This is a genomic window from Janthinobacterium sp. GMG2 (assembly GCF_033949445.1).
GTDB classification, from domain to species: Bacteria; Pseudomonadota; Gammaproteobacteria; order Burkholderiales; family Burkholderiaceae_D; genus Janthinobacterium; species Janthinobacterium aestuarii.
The window spans coordinates 828,934-853,230 of the sequence record NZ_JAXAWA010000001.1; the positions used below are offsets into that span (position 1 = coordinate 828,934).

Here is a 24,297-nt window from a genome sequence, read left to right on the forward strand (position 1 = left end):
TTCACTTACTTACATCACGCCTTGCCCGGCACCACCGCCTGGCGGTAGTTGTCGACCATCTTGTAGCGCTTCGCATACAGGCCGAAGGCCAGCATGGCCACGGCGGCGAAGGCGGCGAAGAAGAACATCTGGAAGGCCGTCACGCTGATGCCGCTTTCGGCGATCTTGCCGATCACGCCTTCGTTCATGACGCTGCGGTTGACGATCAGCACCCACAGGTTGCCCACCGTGGTCGACAGATTCCAGAAGCTCATGATGGCGCCCTTCATCGAGACGGGCGCCTGGCTGTACGCAAACTCCAGGCCCGTCGCCGAGACCAGCACTTCGCCGAACGTCAACAGCGCGTACGGCAGGATTTGCCACATGATGGAGACGGCGCTGCCGCTGTCGAGGGCCAGTTGCAGCAAGCCGATGACGATCCACGCCAGCGAGGAAAAGCCGATACCGGCCGTCATGCGGCGCAGGGCCGTCGCTTCCCAGCCGAAGCGGTTCAGCATCGGGTACAGCACCAGGTTGTTGAACGGGATCAGGAGCATCACCAGCATCGGGTTCAGCGCCTGCATCTGCGCCGGCAGGAACCAGCTTGGTTTTTCCATGGTGTTCGCCTGCACGATCCACGTCGAGGCCTTCTGGTCGAACAGCGAGAAGAACGGCGTGACGAGGGCGAAGATGACGAGGATGCGCAGCACTGCGCGCACGCCTTCGACGGCTTCGTCAGGGTGGATGCCACGTGCGCGTTCCAGCTGCATGGCCGTGCCGATGCTGCCGAAGGCCAGCAGCAATACCAGCGCGGTACACGCGGAAATCACGAAGCCCCATTCGGGAATGCTGTAGAACGCATACAGGGCGCCGATCACGCCGACGTAGGCCACGTACAGGCCGGGACGCGAACCGCCATCGACGCGGGCCAGCAGGGCCGTGCGGGCCACGCGGGTAAACGAATCGGGGTTCGGCGGTGCTGGCGGCACGTGCACGTATTTCTTGGCGCCCATCCAGAAGACGATGGTGGCGGCCAGCATCATCAGGCCGGGGATGCCGAAGGCGATCGACGGGCCATACTTTTTCAGGAACAGCGGCATCAGCAGCGAGGCGAAGAAGGAGCCGAAGTTGATGATCCAGTAGAACAGGTCGAAGACCAGCTTGGCCTTGTGCTTGTTGGTCTGGTCGAACTGGTCGCCGACAAACGAGGCCACCAGCGGCTTGATGCCGCCGGAACCGAAGGCGATCAGGAACAGGCCGAAATAGAAGCCGTTGACGCTGTTTTCAAACAGGGCCAGACAGGCATGGCCGGCGCAATACACGAGGCTGAGCCAGAAGATGGTGTTGTATTTGCCGAAGAAGCGGTCGGCCAGCCAGCCGCCCAGCAGCGGGAAGAAGTACACGCCGATGACGAAGGTGTGGAACACGTGCTTGGCTTCGCCCGTGCGCTGGTCGATCGGGATCATCAGCAGCAAGGTGCTGATGAGGAATGGCGTCAGGATGTTGCGCATGCCATAAAAGCTGAAGCGTTCGCAGCCTTCGTTGGCGATGATGTACGGTATTTGCCGGGGCATTTTGCCCGTGGCGGTTTGTGTCTCGGCCGATGACATTGGCTCTCCCCAAGTTTTTTTTGTAAGCCGCGATGCTAAGGCCTGCCGCGTTTGCTTGCAACAGAAAAAACGGCCTGTCCGCTATTTCGCAGGGATTTGTAAGGTATTGATTTTCATAAAGACATTACTTTCGGCACTTGCACGGGCAGGGCGGGGCAGCAACAGTTGCATTTGCAGCATGCCATCCGATGCGGGACCGTCCTCCATGGTAAAACCGCAGCCCAGGTACAGGGTCAATGCCGCGTTGTTGTCCTGTGCCACGGCCAGGCGCACGCGGGCCAGTTCGGGCACGCCGCAGGCGTGCGCGATGGCGGCCTGCACCAGTTGCCGTCCCGCGCCGTGTCCGCGTGCCTGCGGCGCCACGTACACGCTCCACAGGCTGGCCTTGTCATGCACGACGGCGATCGGTTCGCGGCGCAGGCCGGCAATGCCGATCAATTGTTCCTTGTCGAAAGCGCCAAATATTATTTGGTGCGATGTGGTGCACAAGCGCTCGGCTATCCGTGCCAGCGGCAAGCCGCTTTCCGCCGCATGCGTGGTGCAGAAGGCGGCGGGCAGTTCGGCGATGCCGGCCAGGCGCAGCGCGCGGTAGGCGCTGGCGTCGTCTGGCGTGAGGGGGCGGACAGTGATGGCGGGCATGTGGGCGAGTATCGGTCTTCGATGCCAGAAAGTAAAGCTTGCGCTGCAACGCCAGCGTCCCGCCGCAAGGCTCGCCGGTGTAGGGCGTTACTGCGTGGCGATGCGCTGCATGGGCGCGTTGTCCTTGCGCCATTGTTCCAGGCTGATCAGGTCGCCGCTGACGGTGTCGTCGACGAGGATGCGCTTGCCGTCGGGCGTGACGACGAAACTTTCCCAGCGGTGCGCCGCATCGGGCGTGCTTTCGAAAAAGCTCAGCTGATAGCAGGCGACGCCATCGACGAGGCGCGTCTCGGGCGACGTTTCCATCACGGCGCCGTGCGCGCGGCCGCCCGAAGCCTTTTCGATATGCGCCGACCAGGCCTTGATTTCCGGCAAAGCCAGCAAGGCATCGACGGCGCGTGCGTTCTGTTCTTGCGCCGTCGTCTGGCTGCTTGAGGCCTTGGCATGGTCACCGTGCGGCGCGGATTGCTGGTGCAGGTAGAAAGCGCCGAGGCCGGCGGCCAGCAAGCCGGCCAGGATGCCGGCGATGATGGTGGTTTTGGAAGAAGAGGCGCGTGGCGGCATGATGGTGGGATGAGAAAGAACGACGATGGCGGCCATGCTAAAGCAAAACGGGCAGGCGGGCAATCGCCGGGCTTGCCAACGGGTTTGCCAAACGGGTTTGCCAAATTCATAGACGAAAAAAAGCCACCTTCCGTAGAAGGTGGCTTTTGGGGCCGCCGGGGAGGGGCTGACAGCTTTTGGTCTGCCAGCCCTGTCCCGGCGTATGCGGCCAGTCGCGCCGTCGCCTGCGCGACTGGCCGCCGGACATTACATCATGCCGTCCATGCCGCCCATGCCGCCCATACCACCCATGCCGCCGCCCATGCCGCCGCCTGCTTTGTCGTCAGCGATTTCGCAGACCATGCAGTCGGTCGTCAGCATCAGCGAAGCGATCGAAGCGGCGTTTTGCAGCGCCGAACGGGTCACTTTGGCTGGGTCCAGAACGCCCATTTCAACCATGTCGCCATACGTGCCGTTGGCAGCGTTGTAGCCGTAGTTGCCCGTGCCAGCCAGTACGGCTGCCACGACGACCGAAGCTTCTTCGCCAGCGTTTTGCACGATCATGCGCAGTGGCTCTTCCATTGCGCGCAGGACGATCTTGATACCAGCGTCTTGATCAGGATTGTCGCCCTTGACCGTGATGTTGGCGCGTGCGCGCAGCAGGGCTACGCCGCCGCCTGGCACGATGCCTTCTTCCACGGCAGCGCGGGTAGCGTGCAGTGCATCTTCAACGCGGGCTTTTTTCTCTTTCATTTCGACTTCGGTGGCTGCGCCAACCTTGATCACGGCAACGCCGCCAGCCAGTTTGGCGACGCGCTCTTGCAGTTTTTCACGGTCGTAGTCCGAGGTCGCTTCTTCGATCTGTACACGCACTTGTTTCACGCGTGCTTCGATCGAGGCAGCTTCGCCGGCGCCATCGATGACGATGGTGTTTTCTTTGCCCACTTCGATGCGTTTCGCTTGGCCCAGTTCGGCCAGGGTCACTTTTTCCAGGGTCAGGCCGACTTCTTCAGCGATCACTTGGCCGCCGGTCAGGACAGCGATGTCTTCCAGCATGGCTTTGCGGCGGTCGCCGAAGCCAGGGGCTTTCACTGCGCAGGTTTTCAGAATGCCGCGGATGTTGTTCACAACCAGGGTCGCCAGCGCTTCGCCTTCGATGTCTTCTGCGATGATCAGCAGTGGACGGCCAGCTTTTGCGACTTGTTCCAGTACCGGCAGCAGGTCACGGATGTTCGAGATTTTCTTGTCGCACAGCAGGACGAATGGGCTGTCCAGTACGGCAACTTGTTTCTCTGGGTTGTTGATGAAGTATGGCGACAGGTAGCCGCGGTCGAACTGCATGCCTTCAACGATGTCCAGCTCGTCGTTCAGCGACTTGCCGTCTTCCACGGTGATGACGCCTTCTTTACCGACTTTTTCCATCGCTTCAGCGATACGCTCGCCGATCGAGTAGTCCGAGTTCGCCGAGATCGCGCCTACTTGGGCGATTTCTTTGGTCGTGGTGCAAGGACGGGCGATTTTCGCCAGTTCTTCGACGGTGGCTGCAACAGCCTTGTCGATACCGCGCTTCAGGTCCATCGGGTTCATGCCGGCGGCAACGAACTTCATGCCTTCGCGCACGATGGCTTGTGCCAGCACGGTTGCGGTGGTGGTGCCGTCGCCGGCGTTGTCGCTGGTGCGGGAAGCAACTTCCTTGACCATTTGCGCGCCCATGTTCATGAGCTTGTCTTTGAGTTCAACTTCTTTCGCTACCGACACACCATCCTTGGTGACGGTAGGGGCGCCGAACGAGCGCTCCAGAACCACGTTGCGGCCTTTCGGGCCCAAGGTGACTTTGACTGCGTTGGCGAGGATATTGACGCCTTCGACCATCTTGGCGCGCGCTGCGTCGCCGAATACTACTTCTTTAGCTGCCATGTTCAATTCTCCTGAGTTTCGGGATGTATCTGTCTACAACGTGGAAACAATTACTTGACGACGATCGCCATGATGTCTTCTTCGCGCATGACCAGCAGCTCATCGCCGTCAACTTTGACGGTTTGGCCAGCGTATTTGCCGAACAGGACGCGGTCGCCTACTTTGACATCCAGAGGACGGACTTTGCCGTCGTCGAGAATCTTGCCATTGCCTACGGCAAGGACTTCGCCTTGATCCGGTTTTTCAGCAGCTGCATCAGGAATGATGAGGCCGGACGCAGTTTTGGTTTCCTGGTCGAGGCGTTTGACGATGACGCGATCGTTCAATGGGCGCAGATTCATACAAAACTCCTTAAAGTTCAATGGATAGGTGTTGCTAAATGAATACATGCCTGGCACAGCGCCAGACCTGCTTTCAGTGACCGCCGTTGAAAGCAGCCCGCAACGGTCAAGCAAACCCCATGTCATCGAGTGCGTGCCAGCTAGGCAGTGGTGGCATCGCGGCGTCGCCCGCCGCGTAGCGTTCCCTGCTGTTGCCCGGCAGACACCATCATGTCCTGAGGATTGCTACGAAAGAGTTTGTTAGCACTCTCTACTAACGAGTGCTAATTATAGGGACGGTAGGGGGCTTATTCAAGGGCTTATTCTCCGGGAAGATAAGCTTAGACGTTCTGCGCAGCCTGCATTTACGCAGGGTTTGCGCAAACGCAAGCCTCGTTCCCGGGCGTCAGCAACAGGCGCGACTCTAGCATGCCCGTCAGGCGAACGGCGTTCCTGTACGCACAGGAAACACAGTTTTACTATGGACTTTGATAAGATGATTGTAATTGCATATCAATATCGCCACACATCCTTATCTGCAGCAGAAAGCACACCATGCCATTGACCACTTCCCATCCCGCCCTGCGCCTGTTGGGCGCCACTGTCATCGGTCTCGCCTGCCTGGGCAATGCCGCCGCGCAAACGCCCACCATCGTCGACGAGATCACCGTAGCCGCCCTGACGCCGCAGCAAAAGGAAATGCTGCTGGGCGACCTGTTCAACGATCTGAACAAGGATGACGACGACCAGGAAGCGCACGTGTGGGACAACGGCGGCGACCGCGGCGTGCTGGTCAAAGTCACATATAACTTCAGCAACTCCGGCATGACGGAACACAGCCTGAAGGCGCACATCTGCCGCGACCTGAAATTCGTCGTCACGGCGGGCGGCAAGTCGCAGGACCTGAGCCGCCGCACCTGTTCGCAGAACAGCGGCCGCTGGGATGTGCAGGGCAAGGATCCGGCGCCCGTCGTGTATCCGCCTTTCCTGTCCGACGTCACCATCGCCAAGCTGAATGCCAAGGAAAAGCAAGCCCTGTTGACGGCCGCCGTGCGCACATTGAAGGATGAAGAGGATGGCAAGACGCGCCAGTGGAGCAACAAGGGACTGGGCAATGCGGTACCGCTGGCGGTGCGCCTGACGCCCTCGGGCACGGACGGCAAACCTGGTAGCTACGGCCGTACTTGCCGCGATTTGACGATGGTGCTTGACGGCAAGAGCGGACAACAGACGCTGACGCGCCGCTCTTGCGAAAACCGCTATGGCGGACTCGATATCGAACCCGATTACGTCGACGAGTAAAACGCTGCCATCGCGGCGCTGGCAGATGCGCGCACTTGGCGAAAAGCGCCGGAAAAAGCGTGTATTTCACGGCAACTGACCTGCATTGATGTAAATATGTGTGACAGCGGCGTGATTCGATTGACGCCCATGGAGCGTCCGCCCTATAGTGGCGGGATGATTTCCGAATTCAACGAATTATCCGACAAAATAGGCCTGCTGGCCGAAATGACCCATGCGCTGCGCCGTGAAAACGCGCAACTGCGCAAGGATAACGCCGCGCTGGCCGCCGAGAACGCGCTGTACGTGCAGCGCATGCGCGAGGCGCAGGAGCGGGTCGAAGCCTTGCTGGAAAAAATTCCCGAACTGGTGCAAGCCGGCCTGGAGCAAGCCGCTTCGGAAGCGGGCGCCTATATTGCCGAGAACGAGAAGGAAGCGTGATGCCGCGTGTCGATGTCAATATCATGGGCCAGTCCTACAGCATGGTGTGCCGCGACGGCGAAGAGCGTGCGCTGCGCGAAGCGGCGATCTATCTCGATAGCAAAATGAAAGCCATCCGCGACGCGGGCAAGGTCAAGGGCAACGACCGCATCGCCGTGCTGGCCGCCTTGGGCGTGGCCGCGGAGTTCCTCTCCGTGAAGTCGCCGCAAGGTCCGCTGTCGGAATTGACGATCCTGGAAGTGAAGCAGAAAATCTCGGCCATGCATACTGTCCTTGATAGCGCTCTGACGCCCCAGGAAAACCTTTTTTAAGCGTGCACGCGACGATTTGTCTTTGCGATGCGCGATCAAAGGAGTAAACTTGGGTCTACCCTGCGGTGTTCGCGATTGCCATATATTCCTTGAACCATTTATGCGCATCGGTTGCGAATTTTGTTTGATGGGAGTGAGCGTCGCTCGTTCGACGAACCCGAAATTGAACTAACGTGACCACCTTGAACCGTTTGGTTCGGGATGCCGGCATAGCGGCACAGGCGGGGCCCAATTCGCAGTAACTTGGTAGTACAACTGAAAACGGTTGCAGCATTGATGCGCAACCGTTTTTTTACGCCTGTCACTTTGATACGGAGTCTGCATGAAACAATACTGGCTGATGAAATCCGAACCCGATGAAGTGAGCATCGACGACCTGATGGCGGCGCCCCAGCACACCATGCCGTGGTTCGGCGTGCGCAACTACCAGGCGCGCAATTTCATGCGCGATGGCATGCAGCCAGGCGATGGCGTGCTGTTCTATCACTCGAGCTGCCCGCAGCCGGGCGTGGCGGGCGTGGCCGAAGTGGCCAGCGGCGCGTATCCCGATCACAGCCAGTTTGAAGAGGGTGGCAAATATTTCGACCCGAAGGCCACACAGGAACAGCCGCGCTGGATCAGTGTCGACGTGCGCGGCGTGAAGAAGACGGCGCTGCTGCCCTTGTCCGAGATGCGCCAGATGCCGGAACTGGAAGACATGCTGCTGCTCAAGAAAGGCAGCCGGCTGTCGATCACGCCCGTGACGCCGGCGCAATGGAAAGTGATTACCAATAAGCTGAAAGGCTAGCTTTCGACCCGGTTGCGGCCATTCTGCTTGGCCCGGTACAGGGCCTGGTCGGCGGCGGCCAGCAATTGTTCCGGCGTCTGGCCGCCGTAACTCAGTGCCAGGCCGATGCTGGCCGTCACCAGGCCGCCGCGCGACGGCGCGTGGACGATGGCGGCCGCGGCGATCGCTTCCTGCATCTTGTGCGCCACGGCCAGCGCGCCGTCGCCATCGGTGGCGGGCAGGATGGCGGCAAACTCCTCGCCGCCGAAGCGTGCCGCCAGGTCGCTGGCGCGTGGCAGCGCGGAATGCAGGGCGGCCGCGATCCGCACCAGGCAGGCGTCGCCATACGGGTGGCCGAAGGTATCGTTGAGGCTTTTGAAGAAATCGATATCGATGATCAGCAGTGCCAGCCCTTGATGGTTGCGCGCGGCGCGCTGCCATTCCAGCTGCAATGTCTGGTCGAAGCAGCGCCGGTTGGCGATGCCCGTCAAGCCATCCGTCAGCGACAACTTTTCCAGTTTGTCATGCGCGGCGCGCAAGGCCAGTTCGCTTTGCATGTAGCGGCTTTGCAGGGTGGCCGAGCGCAGCGCGTGGACCAGCAGCGCGACGAACAGCGACGCCGCCGCCAGGTAGAAATGCGCGCGCATGACGGCAAAGCCCAGGCCCAGCAGGGCGGCCGTAAAGAAGATGGGACTGAAATTGTCGATCAGCAGGGTCAGCTTTTGCGGGGCTTGCTGCGCCTGTGTATTTTCGGCTGCGGATTGCGCCGCCGTGACGCGCGTGGCCAGCAGCACCAGCAGCAGGAACGGCAGGCTGGGCAGCACTTCGCTCCATGCTTGCGTCACGCCATGCAGGGTCAGATAGTTATACGCGGCCGCGCAGCCCGCATAGCACCATAAAAACACCGTCAGCAGCAGGTAAAAGCGGCCTTGCCCGCCATCGCGGCGGTGCGCCAGCAGACGCAGCGAAGCACAGCAGGCCAGGACCAGGTTTTCCACGTTGTAGGTCAGCACCAGTAGGCTGGCGGGAATCGGCGCGATCGAGCGCTGGTCGAATGGCGACACGGAAAAGATGGCCGTATAGGCCAGGTAGGCCGCCAGCAGCACTTGCACGGCGTCGAGCCATTGCAGCGTGCGCGAGGGATGGCTGTGCGTCACGGACGACATGGCCAGCAGCAGGGGCGCGCCATACATGAAATAGGCGAAATCGGAAAAATACGTGGCGTCGGATGCCACTTGCCCGCTCAGATCCTGCCAGGCGGACAATATCATGCCCGTGCTCCAGAACAGCATGGCCACGGCGAACAGGGCCCAGCCTGTCCTGGCGGCGCCCGCCGCGCTGAGATAGGCGCAGCGGCAACAGGCCGCCAGCGCCAGCAGGGGCGCGACAATGTTGAACGCATAGCTGACGTACGGCGCGTGCGTGCCGGCCCAGGCCGTCAAGGCCAGCTGCGCCAGCACATAGCTGGCACCCAGCGCAATCGAGTACGTCAGTTGTTGTCCGGCAGGCGGCATGGCAAGGCACTCCCCGGTGGCGGCATGTGAAAACGATGATACCGAGATGTCAACAGCAAGTCTATTCCGCGAGGAAATTTAATTGTGTTGAGGGAAATGTTGCCGGGAGGCGGGGGAGGGAAAGTGGCGCGCCTGCCTGGCGCGCCACCTGGGAACAGCGGTTTTACGTGTTTGCCGGGCGGACCTTGGTGGGCGGCGTGCCCATCACCTGGCTTTTATATGCCCACACCAGCAGCGCGATGGCGCTGACGATCATCGGCAGGGACAGCATCTGGCCCGAGGTGATCGGCACGCCCAGCCACACGACTTCCCAGTCCGGCGTGCGGAAGTATTCCGTGAAGAAGCGCGCACAGCCGTACAGCAGGGTGAACATGGCGCCCACGGCCATGCGCGGGCGCTGCTTGCGCGCAAACAGCCACAGGATGATGAACACTAAAATGCCGTCGACCAGCATCTGGTAGATCGGCGACGGGTGCACGGGATAGGGAATGCCCGGCCACTGCATGGCCCACGGCAGGGTGTCCGGCGCGATGCGGCCAGGCAGTTCGGCATTGATGAAGTTGCCCAGGCGGCCAGCCGCGTAGCCGAGCGGCACCAGCGGGGCGATGAAGTCGAGCACGTCGAACAGGTTGCGGCCTGCCTTGCGGCTCCACAGATACATGGCCACGATGACGCCGAGGAAGCCGCCATGGAAGGACATGCCGCCATGCCAGACCATGAAGATCTCGAGCGGATTGTGCATGAAGTATTCAGGACGGTAGAACAGCACTTCGCCCAGGCGCCCGCCGATCACCACGCCCAGCATGCCGTAGAACAGCATGTCATCGAGGTCTTCCTTCTTCCAGCCCAGTACGGCGATATGCGGCTGCTTGATGCGCACTCTGCCCAGGATAATGAACAGGGCAAAGGCCAGCACATACATCAGGCCGTACCAGTGCACGGCGAGCGGGCCGATCTGGATGGCTATCGGGTCGGGCATCGGGTGTATCAGCATGGGGTTTCTTTCTTTGTTTAAAGCCAAGGTTGCGTAGTATGGGGGCGCTGGCCGTTTTTTGTCTTAGCGGCCACTTAATTTAATCGGCGGCCGCGCCGATCTGCTTGCGCAGCAGCGCCAAAAAACCTTGCAGCACGGCGGACGGATTGTCGCGGCGCCAGGCCAGGCCCGTTTCCACCAGCGGCGTGGCGTCCTGCAGCGGCCTGTATTCTACGCCCGGGCGCATCAGATTCGATACCGATTGTGGCACAAGCGCGATGCCCATGCCAGCCGAGACGAGGCTGACGATGGTCTGCATCTGGATCGCTTCCTGGCCGATCTGCGGCGTGATGCCGGCCGCGCGGAAGACGCCGAGGATCGCGTCATGCAGGGCGGGAGAAATGGCGCGCGGGAAAACGATCAAGGGCAGGGGCGGCACGTCGCGCAGGCGCACGGGTCCCGGCGTATTCAATATGTCGAGGCCGGACGGCGCGGCCAGCACCAGCCCTTCGGCCAGCACGGGCAGGTAATCGAGTTCCCCTTTCGCTTTTTCGGGCAGGGGCGGGATCAACAGGCCCGCATCCGTGCGCCCGGCCAGCAATTCATCGAGCTGCAGGTCCGACGTGGCTTCCTGCAGGGCGATCTGCACTTGCGGATAGGCCGCCTGGTAAGCGCGCAGCAGGGGCGGCAGCACGCTGTAGTCGGCCGACGAGACAAACGCCAGGCTCAGACGTCCCGCCTCGCCCTGCGCGGCCCGCAGCACCAGCGCGGATAAATCCTGCGCCTGCGCCAGCAGCCGGCGCGCCTCGGGCAGCAGGGCCGTGCCGGCCGGCGTCAGCTGCACTTCGCGCCGCGTGCGCACGAACAGCGGGGCGCCCAGCAATTCTTCCAGCGCCATGATGGTTTGCGACAGGGGCGGCTGCGTCATGTGCAGGCGCGCGGCGGCGCGGCCGAAGTGCAATTCCTCGGCGACGGTGACAAAGTAGCGCAGCTGGCGCAGTTCCAGGTTCATATGTGTTTCCATGCGGATTGATTGCTGTGATATGTAAAACGACTCACAGACACGTGCATCATATATTTGACAGTGGGGCGCGCGCAAGGCAATCTGGCGTACCCCCACTGCATGCAGGGTTTTGTTGAAAATCCGGGCAGTCAGGCATTATTCATTTCTCGGAAGGTCCTCATCATGCCGCAATACCGCTCCCGTACCACCACCCACGGCCGCAACATGGCTGGCGCCCGCGCCCTGTGGCGCGCCACCGGCATGAAGGACGGCGACTTCGACAAGCCGATCATCGCCGTCGTCAACTCGTTCACCCAGTTCGTGCCCGGCCACGTGCACCTGAAGGACCTGGGCCAGATGGTGGCGCGCGAAATCGAAAAGGCCGGCGGCGTGGCCAAGGAATTCAATACCATCGCCGTCGATGACGGCATCGCCATGGGCCACGGCGGCATGCTGTATTCGCTGCCGTCGCGCGACCTGATCGCCGACTCCGTCGAATACATGGTCAACGCCCACTGCGCCGACGCCATGGTCTGTATCTCGAACTGCGACAAGATCACGCCGGGCATGCTGATGGCCGCCATGCGCATCAATATCCCCGTCGTCTTCATCTCGGGCGGGCCGATGGAAGCGGGCAAGGTCGTCAAGGTTGTCAACGGCAGCCAGAAGATCATCAAGCTGGACCTGGTCGACGCCATGATCAAAGCGGGCGACAGCACCGTGTCCGACGCCGACGTGGCGGAAATCGAACGTTCGGCCTGTCCGACCTGCGGTTCCTGCTCCGGCATGTTTACGGCCAACTCGATGAACTGCCTGACCGAGGCGCTGGGCCTGGCCCTGCCCGGCAACGGCACGATTCTGGCCACGCACTCGGACCGCCAGCAGCTGTTCCTGCGCGCGGGCCGTCTGATCGTGGAACTGGCCAAGCGCCACTACGAGCAGGATGACTACTCGGTGCTGCCACGCTCGATCGCCACCAAGGCCGCGTTCGAGAACGCGATGGCGCTCGACGTCTCCATGGGCGGCTCGACCAACACCGTGCTGCACTTGCTGGCCGCCGCGCACGAGGCGGAAGTGGAATTTACGATGGCCGACATCGACCGCATCTCGCGCAAGGTGCCGTGCCTGTGCAAGGTCGCGCCGATGACGGACAAATACCATATCGAAGACGTGCACCGCGCGGGCGGCATCGTGGGCATCCTGGGCGAACTGGCGCGCGCCGGCCTGCTCAACACGACTCTGCCGACCATCCATGCGCCGACCCTGGCCGACGCCATCGCGCAAAACGACATCAAGTGCACGGACGATCCGGCCGTGCATGAACTGTTCCGCGCCGCGCCGGGCGGCGTGCCGACGCAGACGGCGTTTTCGCAGTCGGAGCGTTTTGCCGCCGTCGACACGGACCGCAGCACGGGCTGCATCCGCGACAAGGCCCACGCGTATTCGCAGGATGGCGGCCTGGCCGTCTTGTACGGCAACCTGGCTGAAAAGGGCTGCATCGTCAAGACGGCAGGCGTCGATGAAAGCATCTTGAAATTCTCGGGCAAGGCGCGCGTGTTCGAAAGCCAGGATGCGGCCGTCGCTGCCATCCTGGAAGACACCGTGCATGAAGGCGACGTCGTCATCATCCGCTACGAAGGCCCGAAAGGCGGCCCCGGCATGCAGGAAATGCTGTACCCGACCTCGTACATCAAGTCGAAGGGCCTGGGCAAGGCATGCGCGCTGTTCACGGACGGGCGCTTTTCGGGCGGTTCCTCGGGCCTGGTGATCGGCCATGCCTCGCCGGAAGCGGCCGAAGGCGGCGCCATCGGCCTGGTGGAAGAGGGCGACTTCATCGACATCGACATCCCCGAGCGCACCATCAATCTGCGCGTGACGGATGCCGAACTGGCCGCGCGCCGCGCCGCCATGGAAGCGAAGGGCGACGCGGCCTGGCTGCCCGTCAACCGCGAGCGCTACGTGTCGCAGGCGCTGCAGGCGTATGCGGCGCTGACGACGTCGGCCGACCGTGGCGCCGTGCGCGATCTGTCGCAGCTGAAGAAGCGCTGATCTGTTGCGCAGGTAAGACAGCCGGCCCCGTTTGGCTATGCGGGGCCGCTTGTCGTTACATCGCCTTACAAACAACATGGTCATGGACGCGCAGATGGGGCAGAATATGAATGCCTAATCGCTACTACACTGCGTTACTACATTGAAACGCTTGATCTGGGCTCGTAGTGCATCTGCGGAAACACAGTAAAATGCCGCAGGAAGTAACTTTGGAGAAAAGACAATGAAACGTTTTATGTTGGTGAGTGTATTGACCGTATCGGCTCTGGCATCGCAAGCAGCGTTGGCCAATCCGGACCTGGCGAAAGCAAAAAACTGCATGGCTTGCCACGCAGTGAGCACGAAACTGGTGGGCCCTGCGTTCAAGGACGTGGCTGCCAAGTACGCTGGCCAGAAAGACGCTGAAAACAAGCTCGTGGCGAAAGTCATGAAGGGCGGCTCCGGCACTTGGGGCGCGATCCCGATGCCAGCGAACCCGCAAGTGAGCGATGCTGAAGCCCACACCTTGGTCAAATGGGTACTGGCACAGAAATAATCTGTGCCGCAGTACCAGCAATTAGCGCGCCGGCAATCCCGGCGCGTTTTTTTTGCCCGCCGCCTTTTGCAGAGTGCCCATGCCTTCCAATGTCGCCCGCACCGCCTCGTCGAGCGGCGTATGCGGCTCCCGGCCCAGCACGGCCAGCAGCCGCGCATTCTCCATGGACAAGGGCGTTTGCCACAGATAGCGCATCTCGCGCATTTCGTGCAAGGTCGCCACGAACGGCGACGCCAGCGCCACCAGCCACCACGGAAAACGCCGGATGGCGGGCGCAGTGCCCGTCGCCTGCTCCACCACGCGGGCGATCGCCCCCGTCATTTGCTGGCCGTCGTGGTCCCAGTGGCCGGCCATGTGAAAGCGGGAGAACGGGGGCAAGGTGGCGCGCATGGCCAACAATTGCAGCATCGTGCGCGCCACGTCGGGCAGGTAGGACCACTGGTGGCCCACGCCGGGCGCGCCCGGATACAGCACGCTGCGCACCCTCTGGCCCGGTTTCACGAGTCCCTGCGAAAACCAGTTATTGCCGGCGCGGGGGCCGAAGAAGTCGCCCGCGCGCACGATGATGACCCTGGCGCCCTGCGTGCTGGCCCGCTCCAGCCGTGCTTCCAGTTCCACGCGGATGGCGCCCTTGCGCGTCTGCGGACGTTGCGGCGCGTCTTCCGCCAGCACGGGGAAGGCGTCGGGGCCGAAGTTGTACACGGTGCCCGGCAGCACGATGGTGGCATTTTCGGCAATCGCCGCTGAAATCGTGTTGTCGAGCATGGGCAGCACCAGCTGGCCCCAGTTGTGGTAACCGGGCGGGTTGACGGCGTGCACGATGACGGCGCAGCCTTTGGCGGCCGCCAGCACGTCCGCGGGCGACAGCGCATCGCCGCGCAGCCATTCAATGCCGTCGCCGCGTGGCGATGGCGTCGCTCCCCGCGTCAAGGCGCGCACCTGCCACCCCGCCGCCAATAGCTGACGCACCATCTCGCCGCCGATGCCGCCCGTGGCGCCCAGTACCAATGCTGTTTTGTCCATTCTGACCTCCGTGTGGTTGATGAGGCCAGTATCTGCCGCGCAGGGCTAATTGGGAATTGACGAGCATCGACCACAGGCTATACATTTATGTATGACTACCTCGATTGCCTGGGAATACTACCGTTCGCTGCTGGCCGTGCTCAAGCATGGTTCCCTGTCTGGCGCCGCACGGGCGCTGGCCATCACGCAACCGACCGTCGGCCGGCATATCGCCGCGCTCGAACAGGCGCTGGGCACGACCCTGTTCACGCGTTCCCAGCTGGGCTTGCTACCCACGGAAGTGGCGCTGGCGCTGCGGCCCCATGCGGAAACCATGGAGCATACTGCCGCCCTGATGGAGCGCGCCGCCAGCAGCCAGGGGCAGGACGTGGCCGGTGTCGTGCGCATCGCGGCCAGCGAAGTGGTGGGCGTGGAAGTGCTGCCGCCCATCCTGGCCAGCTTGCGCGCGCGCCATCCGGACCTCGTCATCGAATTGGTATTGAGCAACAAGGTGCAGGATTTGCTGCGCCGCGAGGCGGACATCGCCGTGCGCATGCTGCGGCCCCGCCAGGAGCAACTGGTGGCGCGCAAGGTGGGCGATATCGAACTGGGCCTGCATGCGCACGTGGACTACCTGGCGCGGCACGGCACGCCGCTGGCACTGGCCGATCTGGCGCGCCATGCCGTCATCGGCTACGACGAGGCGAGCCCCTTCGTGCGCAACGCGGGTGTAGCCTTCCAGGGATTTACGCGGGAAAATTTTGCCTGGCGCAGCGACAGCGACCTGGCACAACTGGCCCTGATACGGGCAGGCGCCGGCATCGGCGTGTGCCAGGCGGGGCTGGCGGCGCGCGATCCGGCTTTGCGGCGCGTGTTGCCGCAAGCGTTTTCGCTACCGATGGAAACCTGGGTCACGATGCATGAAGACTTGCGCGGCAGCCTGCGCTGCCGCGCCACCTTCGACGCGCTGGCCGAAGGCTTGCAGGCTTACGTGGCGACGCAGCCGCTTACTTGACCACTTCCATTTTTGTCTTCTTGCCATCACGATACGTGAACAAGGTCAGCGCCCCATCCTTGATGTCGCCGTTGGCATCGAACGAGATCGGACCCGTCACGCCTTGGTACTGCACCTTGGCCAGGAATGGCAGGTAGACGGAAGGTTTCGACGATTTGGCGTCGGCCATGGCGGTGGCCATGGTCATCACGGCATCGTAGACGTACGGCGCATACAGCTGTACTTCCATATTGTATTTCTGCTTGTAGCGGGCGCGGAAATCGTCCATGCCTTTTTGCTGCGCGCCCGTCACGCCGCCCGCTTCCGCGCAGGTAACCATGTCTTCGCCCACGGCGTCGCCCGCCAGCTTGCCCAGTGGTTCCGTGCACAGGCCGTCGCCACCCATGAACTTGGCCTTGATGCCCAGCGCCTTCATCTGGCGCAGCATGGGGCCGCCCACGGAATCCATGCCGCCAAAGAAGATCAGGTCGGGATTTTTCGACTTGATGCTGGTCAGGATGGCATTGAAGTCCGTCGCGTTGGCATTCGTAAATTCCTTGCCGACGATTTGCACGCCTGGTGCCGCCTTCTTGGCGCCCTTGACGAACTGTTCCGCCACGCCCTGGCCGTAGGCCGTGCGGTCATCGATGACGGCGATTTTCTTCGCTTGCAGCTTGCCCACGGCATATGCGCCCAAAGTTCCCCCCAGCTTGTTGTCATTGGCGACGACGCGGAAGGCCGTGTTGAATTTCTGCTGGGTGTACGTCGGGTTGGTGGCGGCCGGTGAAATCTGCGGAATGCCGGCATTGAAGTAAATGCGCGAGGCGGGAATCGTCGTGCCCGAGTTCAGGTGGCCGACGACGCCGTTGACCTTGGCGTCGACCAGCTTTTGCGCCACGGCCGTGCCCTGCTTGGGATCGGCTGCGTCATCTTCGGGGACCAGCACGAATTTGACGGCTTTGCCATCGATCTTGAAGCCTTTGGCGTTCAAATCCTCGATGGCCATCTTGGCCGCGTTCTCGTTATCCTTGCCCAAGTGGGAGCTGGCGCCAGAGACCGGGGCGACGTGGCCTATCTTGATGATTTCCTGTGCGCCCGCATGGCCGGCAAAAGCGAGGGCGAGGGCGAGAGGAAGGACTTTGGTCTTGAGCAGCATAAACATTCTCCAATGGATAAAGATACGGCGGCGTCTCGTGAAAACCGCTTCGACAGGCGGTACGTGTGAAGAAAGGTACAACAAAAAACAGGCGGCGCAAAGCCGCATTTCGGGCTTTTTACATTTTGTCGCAACAATCACCAAAGTGAGGCGCGATGCACCGATTTCGCAGGCGCGAGCGCACCAAAGAATGGCGTTGGAGGGAAGAATAGGGTAGGTCGGGTAGGTCGGGTTAGCGCAAAGCGCGTAACCCGACATTGCGCAGCATGCTCAGGCTTGCGCAGGTGGGTGCAAATGTCCCAGTTCATGACTGACCGCATGCGCCACGATCTGCTCCAGCGACTGCTGCAAGTCTTCGCGCAAGGCGCCGCGCATGCCGATCAGGGCGTTTTGCAGGGCCGTCTGCAGGACATGGGCGATGCGCTCTTCCAGCAGATGGTCGATCTTGCCCTGCACCTGGTGCAGGATGCGCTGCGTCAGCCGCTGTTCGATGGCGTCCCAGTCGGGCTGCGCCACCGTTGGCGGCAATGCCGGCGCTTCCTCGACGGCAGGCGGAGCCGCAACTGGCGCGACGACCTCCGCCACTTCCGGCCCCAGCAGCACCTCCGTCAGCAGGGGGATGCCCTGGTCGAATGGCTGCTGGCTCATTGTTTGTCCACTGAGTTGCCTGCCACGAAGTGGGTCGGCTGCACGTTCTGCTGGCGGTAGTGCAGGAAGCGCTGGCGGCCCGCCTGCGCATCTTGCTCATCCATGGAAACGATCTCGAAGACGCGCTGGAACTGCGCGTAATTGGCGGGCGGCAGCTGCGACAGGTTGACGAGGATGTCGTGGTGCGGCAGCTCGGCCGCTTCGTCATCGGTCAGGATGATCGGCGTTTGCGCCGCCAGCGGATCGCCGGCCAGCACGTGCGGCAGGAAATCCGTGGCGGAAATGGTCCACATGGCGCTGTTCAAGGCGTCGAGCTGGGCGCTGTCGGCCACCAGCACGACGACCTTGTTGCCGGCCATATAGGCCTTGCGCGCCAGACGGCAGGCATACGCCAGCTTGTCCGGCACGTTGCTGTGAAAATCGACACGGCTCATGGCGATCAAGCGGCCATGCCGCTATGGCGCAGCAGGGCATCGATGCTCGGCTCGCGGCCGCGGAAGGCGGTAAACGATTCCAGCGCGGGGCGCGATCCGCCGACGGACAGGATTTCCTGTAAATAACGCTTGCCTGCCGCCGTGGTGGCGTCCGGTCCCAGCGCCTTGGCTTCTTCAAACGCCGCATACGCATCGGCGGACAGTACCTCGGCCCACTTGTAGCTGTAGTAGCCGGCCGCGTAGCCGCCGGAAAAGATATGCCCAAAGGCATTCTGGAAGCGGTTGAACGGGGGCGGGATGAGCAGCGAAAACTTGGCGCGCACGCCGTCGATCAGTTGCTGCACGCTCTGGCCCGTGCTGGCATCGTAGTCATAGTGCAGATGCATGTCGAGCAGGGAGAACTCCACCTGGCGCAGGGTTTGCAAGCCGGACTGGAAATTCTTGGCCGCCAGCATCTTGTCGTACAGCGCGCGCGGCAGCGGCTCGCCCGTGACGGCATGCGCCGTCATGTGTTCGAGCACTTCCCATTCCCAGCAGAAGTTTTCCATGAATTGCGATGGCAGTTCCACGGCATCCCATTCGACGCCGGCGATGCCCGACACGCCCAGTTCGTCGACGACGGTGAGCATATGGTGCAGGCCGTGGCCGAATTCGTGGAACAGGGTGATCACCTCATCGTGCGTGAACAGGGCAGGCTGAGCCTTGCCGTCGATCACGGCCGGTTCCGTGAAATTGCATGTCAGGTAGGCGATCGGCGTTTGCACGTGTTGTGCGTCGGCGCGGCGGCCGCGCGCGTCGTCCATCCAGGCGCCGCCGCTTTTGCCGGCGCGCGCATACAGATCCAGGTAGAACTGGCCGACCAGCTTGCCGTCGCGCTCGATGCGGTAGAAACGCACATCCTTGTGCCAGACGGGCGCCGTATCGGGCTTGATGTCGACCGCAAACAGGTTCTGGATCTGGCGGAACAGGCCGTCGATCACCTTGTGTTCAGGGAAGTACTGTTTGACTTCCTGGGCCGAGAACGCGTAGCGGCGTTCCTGCAGCTTTTCGGAAGCGTAAGACACGTCCCACGCCTGCAGCTCGGCGATGCCCAGTTCTTCGCGGGCGAATTGTTTCAGTTCGGCCAGATCCTTCTCGGCGAACGGACGCGCGCGCTTGGCCAGGTCTTCCAGGAACGCGATGACTTGCGCGGGCGAGGTGGCCATCTTGGGGACGAGCGACACTTCGGCGAAATTGGCGTAGCCCAGCAGTTGTGCCTCTTCGTTGCGCAGCCGCAACAAGGTGACGATGTTTTGCGTGTTGTCCCAGTCCTCTTTCTTGCTGAAGACGTCGCCCTGGTCCGACGCCTTGGTGGCGTTGGCGCGGTAGATGGTCTCGCGCAGCGCGCGATTGTCGGCAAATTGCAGGATCGGGTAGTACGACGGGAAGTGCAGCGAGAATTCATAGCCCTGCTTGCCCGCCTTTTCGGCGGCGGCGCGCGCGGCGGCCTTCACGTCGTCGGGCAGGCCGGCCAGGTCAAGCTCGTTTTCGACCAGCAACTTGTAGTCATTGGTGGCGTCGAGCACGTTTTCGGAAAAACGCGTCGAGACGGCCGCATGTTCTTCCTGGATGGCGCCAAAGCGTTCTTTCTTGTCTTCTGGCAACTCGGCGCCACCGAGGCGGAAGTCGCGCACGGCATTGTCGACGATGCGGCGGCGCGCCGGCGACAGGCTGGCGAAATCGGCGCGCGCCTGCAGCTGCTTGTATTTGCCAAACAGAATTTCGTTCTGGCCCAGCTCGGTCCAGAATTCCGTCACCTTGGGCAGGTTGGCATTGTAGGCGGCGCGCAGTTCAGGCGTATCGACCACGCTATTCAAGTGGTTGACGATGCTCCAGGCGCGGCCCAGGGTTTCGGCGATCTGGTCCTGGGGCGCGACGAAGTTTTCCCAGCTCACTTCTTCCATGGGCGCTTCCAGCTGCGCCACCGTGGCGCGCGCCTGTTCCAAGAGGGTATCGATGGCGGGCGTGACATGCTCGTGCGTGATCGCGTCGAAGCGTGGCAGGCCGGAAAAATCAAGCAGGGGGTTGGTATTCATCGTCGGTTCCATCCATATATAAAAGGGCGGCCATGCCGCCCCGGTGATTCTTAAATGCGCTCGGCGGCCTCTACCGTGTTCATGAGAAGCATCGTGATCGTCATCGGACCCACGCCACCCGGTACGGGGGTGATGTGGGAGGCGACTTCTTTCACGCCGGCAAAATCCACGTCGCCGCACAGCTTGCCTTCATCGTCGCGGTTCATGCCCACGTCGATGACGATGGCACCTGGCTTGACCATGTCGGCCGTCAGGGTGTTGCGGCGGCCGACGGCGGCCACGACCACGTCCGCCTGGCGCGTGTACAGGCCCAGGTCCGGGGTCGCACTATGGCAGATGGTGACGGTTGCGTTCGCTTGCAAGAGCAGCAGGGCCATCGGCTTGCCGACGGTGTTGCTGCGGCCGATGACGACGGCGTGCTTGCCGCGCAAGTCCACGCCCGTGCTTTCGATCAGTTTCATGCAGCCGTATGGCGTGCACGGGCGGAAGCCGGGCAAGCCCGTCATCAGTTCGCCTGCGCTCAGGACGGAATAGCCGTCCACGTCTTTCGTCGTGGCGATCGCTTCGATGACCTTGTGCGGGTTGATGTGCTTGGGCAAGGGCATTTGCACGAGAATGCCATGGATGGCCGGATCGGTGTTCAGGCTGGCGATGCGTGCCAGCAAGTCCGCTTCGGACAGGTCCGCTTCATATTTTTCCAGCACCGAGTGGAAACCCACGTCGCCGCACGCCTTGACCTTGTTGCGGACGTACACCTGGCTGGCCGGGTCTTCGCCGACGAGGATCACGGCCAGGCCGGGCTGGATGCCCTTGGCCGTGAGGGCGGCGGCGCGCGTGGCGATCTCGCTGCGCAGTTTTTGGGAGAGGGCGATTCCGTCGATCAGTTGTGCTGGCATGGTAGGAGGCTGTGTGGGAGGGAAAAGACAGATTATAAAGCCGGCCGGTGCAAAGGGGCGGTTTTGGCTATGCAAAGGCGTGACAACAGCGGGCCAGAGACGCGGGCCTGAGAAAATGCCGATGGCGGCGTTGCAGCTCCTTGCCGTACTGGCGTACTGTCTGCGTCGCTGCGCCTTGCCCTCGACATTTTTCAGGCCCGCTTGGCCCGGTATGCCTGTGCGGGCGACCGGGGTGTACATTCGTTTTTGGCACTTTGATCACGCTAATTTCCGGGCAGAATTTGCGGCAGTGCAGCATAAATTTCATAGGGTGATTTCACAATACGAAATGCTATATCGTAATTTGAAAAATAGTAAATACGCTGTTAGAATCCCCACACTAAACCGACTTAATAGTAAATAATCAGCGAAATACCGTCCGACAGCGATCCGGAAAATCGGGGTGGGGCGTTCACAAAGGAGACTCAACAGATGTCAGCTCAACTGAACCAGGTAACGACACAGATCGGCACCGACCCGGATATGCAGGAAACCAAGGAGTGGCTGGACGCGCTCGAAGCCGTTCTGGAAAATGAAGGTCCGGAACGCGCGCATTACCTGATGGAGCGCATGGTTGACCTGGCTCGCCGCCGCGGCGCCCAGATCCCGTTCTCCAGCACCACCGCCTACGTCAACACCATCCCCACCAAACAAGAAGCACACTGTCCCGGCAACCTCGAATACGAAGAGCGCCTGCGCTCGTGGATGCGCTGGAACGCCATGGCCATGGTCGTCAAGGCCAACCGCGCTGACGGCGACCTGGGCGGCCACTTGTCCTCGTTCGCTTCGCTGGCGAACATGCTGGGCATCGGTTTCAACCATTTCTGGCACGCGCCTACGGCCGACCACGGCGGCGACCTGCTGTACATCCAGGGCCACTCGTCGCCTGGCGTCTACGCGCGCGCCTTCCTCGAAGGCCGCTTGACGGAAGAGCAAATGCTGAACTTCCGCAAGGAAGTCGACGGCAAGGGCCTGTCCTCGTACCCGCATCCTAAATTGATGCCTGACTTCTGGCAGTTCCCGACCGTGTCGATGGGCCTGGGCCCGCACATGGCGATCTACCAGGCGCGCTTCCTGAAATACCTGCACGCACGCGGCATCGCGAAAACCGACAACCGCAAGATCTGGGCCTTCTGTGGCGACGGCGAGATGGACGAGCCGGAATCGCTGGGCGCGATCGGCCTGGCCGCACGCGACATGCTCGACAACCTGGTTATCGTGGTCAACTGCAACCTGCAGCGCCTGGACGGCCCGGTGCGCGGCAACACCAAGATCATCCAGGAACTGGAAGGCGAATTCCGTGGCGCCGGCTGGAACGTCGTCAAGGTCATCTGGGGCCCGGGCTGGGACGCCCTGCTGGCACAAGATAAAGAAGGCATCCTGCAGCGTGTGATGATGGAAACCGTCGACGGCGAGTACCAGAACTACAAGGCCAAAGACGGCGCCTACGTGCGCAAGCACTTCTTCGGCAAGCATCCAAAGCTGCTGGAAATGGTTGCCAACATGACGGATGACGACATCTGGCGCCTGACCCGTGGCGGCCACGATCCGCACAAGATCTACGCGGCATTCAAGATCGCCCAGGAACACAAGGGCCAGCCGACCGTCCTGCTGGTGAAAACCATCAAGGGCTACGGCATGGGCAAGTCCGGCGAAGCGCGCAACACGGCGCACCAGACGAAAAAACTGGACGACGAAGCCATCCGCGAAATGCGCGACCGCTTCTCGCTGCCTATCCCTGACGACAAGCTGGCCGACATCCCGTTCTTCAAGCCAGCCGACGACGCGCCGGAAATGGTCTACCTGCACGAGCGCCGCAAGGCCCTCGGTGGCTACCTGCCGCAGCGCCGCCAGAAGTCGGAAGAAACCCTGCCGGTGCCTGGCCTGGACGCGTTCAAGAACGTGCTGGAAGCGACGCCTGAAGGCCGTGAAATCTCGACCACGCAAGCGTTTGTGCGCGTCATTTCGACCCTGCTGAAAGACCCGAACCTGGGCCAGCGCGTCGTGCCTATCCTGGTCGATGAATCGCGTACCTTCGGCATGGAAGGCCTGTTCCGCCAGATCGGCATCTATAACCCGAAAGGCCAGTTGTACGAGCCGGTCGACAAAGACCAGGTCATGTACTACCGCGAAGACAAGGCTGGCCAGATCCTGCAAGAGGGCATCAACGAAGCGGGCGGCATGAGCTCGTGGATCGCCGCGGCGACGTCGTACTCGACCAACGACCGCATCATGATCCCGTTCTACACCTTCTACTCGATGTTCGGCTTCCAGCGCATCGGCGACCAGGTATGGGCTTCGGCCGACATGCGCGCCCGTGGCTTCCTGATGGGCGGCACGGCTGGCCGTACGACGCTGAACGGCGAAGGCTTGCAGCACGAAGATGGCCACAGCCATATCTTCGCCGCGACCATCCCGACCTGCATGCCGTACGATCCGACCTTCAGCCATGAAGTCGCCGTCATCATCCAGGACGGCCTGCGCCGCATGATCGCCAACCAGGAAGATGTGTTCTACTACATCACGATCATGAACGAGAACTACGCCCAGCCAGGCATCAAGCCAGGCCAGGAAGAAGGTATCCTGAAAGGCATGTACAAGCTGCAGGAAGGTCCGGCGGACGCCAAGCTGCGCGTACAGCTGATCGGTTGCGGCACCATCCTGCGCGAATCGATCTTCGCCGCCGAATTGCTTGCCAACGACTGGGGCGTGGCTGCGGACGTGTGGTCGGCGCCGTCGCTGACCCTGGTGGCCCGCGATGGCCAGGATGCGGAACGCTGGAACATGGTCAACCCGTCGAAAGAGCAGCGCGTGCCTTACGTGACGTCGCTGATGCAGGACACGGATGGCCCGATCGTCGCCACGACCGACTACATGCGCGCGTTTGCAGAACAGATCCGCGCCTTCATGCCGAAGGGCCGCACTTATAAAGTGCTCGGTACCGATGGCTTTGGCCGCTCGGACAGCCGCGCCAAGCTGCGCGAGTTCTTCGAAGTGAACCGTTATTATGTCACCGTGGCCGCGCTCAAATCGCTGGCTGACGAAGGCAAGATCGACGTGTCGGTGGTGGAGCAGGCGATTGCCAAGTACGGCATCGACGCGAACAAACCGAATCCGGTGACCCAGTAATCGTTGTGCGGACCCGATGATGCCAGGGCGGTGCGAAAGCGCC

22 protein-coding genes and 1 other RNA gene are annotated in these 24,297 nt (G+C 61.9%); 9 read left to right on the forward strand and 14 right to left on the reverse strand.

Annotated features, from left to right (window positions below; translation table 11 throughout):
* Positions 1-14 precede the first annotated feature (14 nt).
* The 5 genes from SKZ59_RS03710 to groES all read right to left on the reverse strand — a co-directional run bounded on the left by SKZ59_RS03710 (position 15) and on the right by groES (position 5,029).
* Complete coding sequence (locus SKZ59_RS03710; protein WP_034747932.1) at positions 15-1,553, reverse strand: oligopeptide:H+ symporter; 1,539 nt, start codon at positions 1,551-1,553, stop codon at positions 15-17.
* Positions 1,554-1,670: 117 nt separating this feature from the next.
* Positions 1,671-2,228 (reverse strand): GNAT family N-acetyltransferase, encoded by a 558-nt coding sequence (locus SKZ59_RS03715; RefSeq protein ID WP_319990876.1) that lies wholly within the window; start codon positions 2,226-2,228, stop codon positions 1,671-1,673.
* Positions 2,229-2,315: 87 nt separating this feature from the next.
* Positions 2,316-2,828, reverse strand: a complete 513-nt coding sequence (locus SKZ59_RS03720) for a hypothetical protein (protein WP_319990877.1) — start codon at positions 2,826-2,828, stop codon at positions 2,316-2,318.
* A gap of 210 nt (positions 2,829-3,038) precedes the next feature.
* Entirely contained in the window at positions 3,039-4,688 is a 1,650-nt protein-coding gene (gene groL, locus SKZ59_RS03725; RefSeq protein WP_010400981.1) for a chaperonin GroEL, read from the reverse strand.
* Between the two features lie 50 nt (positions 4,689-4,738).
* On the reverse strand, positions 4,739-5,029 hold the full coding sequence (groES, locus tag SKZ59_RS03730; protein ID WP_010400979.1) for a co-chaperone GroES: 291 nt from the start codon (positions 5,027-5,029) through the stop codon (positions 4,739-4,741).
* A gap of 534 nt (positions 5,030-5,563) precedes the next feature.
* Between groES and SKZ59_RS03735 the strand changes: the two genes are divergently transcribed.
* The 5 genes from SKZ59_RS03735 to SKZ59_RS03755 all read left to right on the forward strand — a co-directional run bounded on the left by SKZ59_RS03735 (position 5,564) and on the right by SKZ59_RS03755 (position 7,828).
* Entirely contained in the window at positions 5,564-6,310 is a 747-nt protein-coding gene (locus tag SKZ59_RS03735; protein ID WP_319990878.1) for a hypothetical protein, read from the forward strand.
* A gap of 156 nt (positions 6,311-6,466) precedes the next feature.
* Positions 6,467-6,730: a hypothetical protein gene (locus SKZ59_RS03740; RefSeq protein WP_034747342.1), complete on the forward strand. Its 264-nt coding sequence runs from the start codon at positions 6,467-6,469 to the stop codon at positions 6,728-6,730.
* On the forward strand, positions 6,730-7,041 hold the full coding sequence (locus SKZ59_RS03745) for a cell division protein ZapA (RefSeq protein WP_034747344.1): 312 nt from the start codon (positions 6,730-6,732) through the stop codon (positions 7,039-7,041). Before SKZ59_RS03740 ends, SKZ59_RS03745 begins: the two co-directional genes overlap by 1 nt.
* Before the next feature lie 54 nt (positions 7,042-7,095).
* Positions 7,096-7,273, forward strand: a non-coding RNA gene (ssrS, locus tag SKZ59_RS03750) — 6S RNA.
* Positions 7,274-7,363: 90 nt separating this feature from the next.
* Positions 7,364-7,828 carry an EVE domain-containing protein gene (locus SKZ59_RS03755; RefSeq protein ID WP_219327689.1) on the forward strand — a complete coding sequence of 155 codons (465 nt, stop codon included), beginning with the start codon at positions 7,364-7,366 and terminating at the stop codon, positions 7,826-7,828.
* On the opposite strand, the gene SKZ59_RS03760 is transcribed toward SKZ59_RS03755, so the two are convergent.
* From SKZ59_RS03760 to SKZ59_RS03770, 3 genes are all read right to left on the reverse strand, one after another.
* On the reverse strand, positions 7,825-9,321 hold the full coding sequence (locus SKZ59_RS03760) for a GGDEF domain-containing protein (RefSeq protein WP_319990879.1): 1,497 nt from the start codon (positions 9,319-9,321) through the stop codon (positions 7,825-7,827). The genes SKZ59_RS03755 and SKZ59_RS03760 overlap by 4 nt on opposite strands.
* A gap of 163 nt (positions 9,322-9,484) precedes the next feature.
* A complete protein-coding gene (gene lgt / locus SKZ59_RS03765; protein WP_319990880.1) occupies positions 9,485-10,315 on the reverse strand; it encodes a prolipoprotein diacylglyceryl transferase in 831 nt (276 codons plus the stop codon).
* Positions 10,316-10,394: 79 nt separating this feature from the next.
* Complete coding sequence (locus tag SKZ59_RS03770; RefSeq protein ID WP_319991090.1) at positions 10,395-11,306, reverse strand: LysR family transcriptional regulator; 912 nt, start codon at positions 11,304-11,306, stop codon at positions 10,395-10,397.
* Between the two features lie 174 nt (positions 11,307-11,480).
* Here SKZ59_RS03770 and ilvD point away from each other — a divergent pair, with 174 nt between their 5' ends.
* The gene (gene ilvD / locus SKZ59_RS03775) at positions 11,481-13,346 is read left to right on the forward strand and encodes a dihydroxy-acid dehydratase (RefSeq protein WP_319990881.1); all 1,866 of its coding nucleotides are present in this window, start codon (positions 11,481-11,483) and stop codon (positions 13,344-13,346) included.
* Positions 13,347-13,569: 223 nt separating this feature from the next.
* Entirely contained in the window at positions 13,570-13,881 is a 312-nt protein-coding gene (locus tag SKZ59_RS03780) for a c-type cytochrome (RefSeq protein WP_034747381.1), read from the forward strand.
* Between the two features lie 21 nt (positions 13,882-13,902).
* Here the strand turns inward: SKZ59_RS03780 and SKZ59_RS03785 are convergent, their stop codons facing one another.
* Positions 13,903-14,904, reverse strand: coding sequence for an NAD-dependent epimerase/dehydratase family protein (locus SKZ59_RS03785; RefSeq protein WP_319990882.1), 1,002 nt, complete (start codon positions 14,902-14,904; stop codon positions 13,903-13,905).
* A 91-nt stretch (positions 14,905-14,995) separates the two neighbouring features.
* Here SKZ59_RS03785 and SKZ59_RS03790 point away from each other — a divergent pair, with 91 nt between their 5' ends.
* The gene (locus tag SKZ59_RS03790; protein WP_319990883.1) at positions 14,996-15,898 is read left to right on the forward strand and encodes a LysR family transcriptional regulator; all 903 of its coding nucleotides are present in this window, start codon (positions 14,996-14,998) and stop codon (positions 15,896-15,898) included.
* Here SKZ59_RS03790 and SKZ59_RS03795 read toward each other — a convergent pair.
* The 5 genes from SKZ59_RS03795 to folD form a co-directional block, all read right to left on the reverse strand.
* The gene (locus tag SKZ59_RS03795) at positions 15,891-17,033 is read right to left on the reverse strand and encodes a branched-chain amino acid ABC transporter substrate-binding protein (protein ID WP_319990884.1); all 1,143 of its coding nucleotides are present in this window, start codon (positions 17,031-17,033) and stop codon (positions 15,891-15,893) included. The two genes, SKZ59_RS03790 and SKZ59_RS03795, sit on opposite strands and share 8 nt — an antisense overlap.
* Before the next feature lie 270 nt (positions 17,034-17,303).
* Positions 17,304-17,681, reverse strand: coding sequence for a hypothetical protein (locus SKZ59_RS03800; protein WP_219327683.1), 378 nt, complete (start codon positions 17,679-17,681; stop codon positions 17,304-17,306).
* A complete protein-coding gene (locus tag SKZ59_RS03805; RefSeq protein ID WP_099403026.1) occupies positions 17,678-18,115 on the reverse strand; it encodes a DNA polymerase III subunit chi in 438 nt (145 codons plus the stop codon). The genes SKZ59_RS03800 and SKZ59_RS03805 overlap by 4 nt, the downstream gene beginning before the upstream one ends.
* Positions 18,116-18,120: 5 nt before the next feature.
* On the reverse strand, positions 18,121-20,190 hold the full coding sequence (locus SKZ59_RS03810) for a M3 family metallopeptidase (protein WP_413774527.1): 2,070 nt from the start codon (positions 20,188-20,190) through the stop codon (positions 18,121-18,123).
* A 50-nt stretch (positions 20,191-20,240) separates the two neighbouring features.
* A complete protein-coding gene (folD, locus tag SKZ59_RS03815; RefSeq protein WP_072455517.1) occupies positions 20,241-21,086 on the reverse strand; it encodes a bifunctional methylenetetrahydrofolate dehydrogenase/methenyltetrahydrofolate cyclohydrolase FolD in 846 nt (281 codons plus the stop codon).
* 471 nt (positions 21,087-21,557) lie between these two features.
* Here folD and aceE point away from each other — a divergent pair, with 471 nt between their 5' ends.
* Positions 21,558-24,254, forward strand: coding sequence for a pyruvate dehydrogenase (acetyl-transferring), homodimeric type (gene aceE / locus SKZ59_RS03820; protein WP_251350656.1), 2,697 nt, complete (start codon positions 21,558-21,560; stop codon positions 24,252-24,254).
* Positions 24,255-24,297 lie beyond the last annotated feature (43 nt).

What these genes read in the sequence shown, in the direction of transcription:
- SKZ59_RS03710 (WP_034747932.1), bottom strand. Translation starts at nt 1,553, where the DNA reads ATGCCCCGGCAAATACCGTACATCATCGCCAACGAAGGCTGCGAACGC.
- SKZ59_RS03715 (WP_319990876.1), bottom strand. Translation starts at nt 2,228, where the DNA reads ATGCCCGCCATCACTGTCCGCCCCCTCACGCCAGACGACGCCAGCGCC.
- SKZ59_RS03720 (WP_319990877.1), bottom strand. Translation starts at nt 2,828, where the DNA reads ATGGCCGCCATCGTCGTTCTTTCTCATCCCACCATCATGCCGCCACGC.
- groL (WP_010400981.1), bottom strand. Translation starts at nt 4,688, where the DNA reads ATGGCAGCTAAAGAAGTAGTATTCGGCGACGCAGCGCGCGCCAAGATG.
- groES (WP_010400979.1), bottom strand. Translation starts at nt 5,029, where the DNA reads ATGAATCTGCGCCCATTGAACGATCGCGTCATCGTCAAACGCCTCGAC.
- SKZ59_RS03735 (WP_319990878.1), top strand. Translation starts at nt 5,564, where the DNA reads ATGCCATTGACCACTTCCCATCCCGCCCTGCGCCTGTTGGGCGCCACT.
- SKZ59_RS03740 (WP_034747342.1), top strand. Translation starts at nt 6,467, where the DNA reads ATGATTTCCGAATTCAACGAATTATCCGACAAAATAGGCCTGCTGGCC.
- SKZ59_RS03745 (WP_034747344.1), top strand. Translation starts at nt 6,730, where the DNA reads ATGCCGCGTGTCGATGTCAATATCATGGGCCAGTCCTACAGCATGGTG.
- SKZ59_RS03755 (WP_219327689.1), top strand. Translation starts at nt 7,364, where the DNA reads ATGAAACAATACTGGCTGATGAAATCCGAACCCGATGAAGTGAGCATC.
- SKZ59_RS03760 (WP_319990879.1), bottom strand. Translation starts at nt 9,321, where the DNA reads ATGCCGCCTGCCGGACAACAACTGACGTACTCGATTGCGCTGGGTGCC.
- lgt (WP_319990880.1), bottom strand. Translation starts at nt 10,315, where the DNA reads ATGCTGATACACCCGATGCCCGACCCGATAGCCATCCAGATCGGCCCG.
- SKZ59_RS03770 (WP_319991090.1), bottom strand. Translation starts at nt 11,306, where the DNA reads ATGAACCTGGAACTGCGCCAGCTGCGCTACTTTGTCACCGTCGCCGAG.
- ilvD (WP_319990881.1), top strand. Translation starts at nt 11,481, where the DNA reads ATGCCGCAATACCGCTCCCGTACCACCACCCACGGCCGCAACATGGCT.
- SKZ59_RS03780 (WP_034747381.1), top strand. Translation starts at nt 13,570, where the DNA reads ATGAAACGTTTTATGTTGGTGAGTGTATTGACCGTATCGGCTCTGGCA.
- SKZ59_RS03785 (WP_319990882.1), bottom strand. Translation starts at nt 14,904, where the DNA reads ATGGACAAAACAGCATTGGTACTGGGCGCCACGGGCGGCATCGGCGGC.
- SKZ59_RS03790 (WP_319990883.1), top strand. Translation starts at nt 14,996, where the DNA reads ATGACTACCTCGATTGCCTGGGAATACTACCGTTCGCTGCTGGCCGTG.
- SKZ59_RS03795 (WP_319990884.1), bottom strand. Translation starts at nt 17,033, where the DNA reads ATGCTGCTCAAGACCAAAGTCCTTCCTCTCGCCCTCGCCCTCGCTTTT.
- SKZ59_RS03800 (WP_219327683.1), bottom strand. Translation starts at nt 17,681, where the DNA reads ATGAGCCAGCAGCCATTCGACCAGGGCATCCCCCTGCTGACGGAGGTG.
- SKZ59_RS03805 (WP_099403026.1), bottom strand. Translation starts at nt 18,115, where the DNA reads ATGAGCCGTGTCGATTTTCACAGCAACGTGCCGGACAAGCTGGCGTAT.
- SKZ59_RS03810 (WP_413774527.1), bottom strand. Translation starts at nt 20,190, where the DNA reads ATGAATACCAACCCCCTGCTTGATTTTTCCGGCCTGCCACGCTTCGAC.
- folD (WP_072455517.1), bottom strand. Translation starts at nt 21,086, where the DNA reads ATGCCAGCACAACTGATCGACGGAATCGCCCTCTCCCAAAAACTGCGC.
- aceE (WP_251350656.1), top strand. Translation starts at nt 21,558, where the DNA reads ATGTCAGCTCAACTGAACCAGGTAACGACACAGATCGGCACCGACCCG.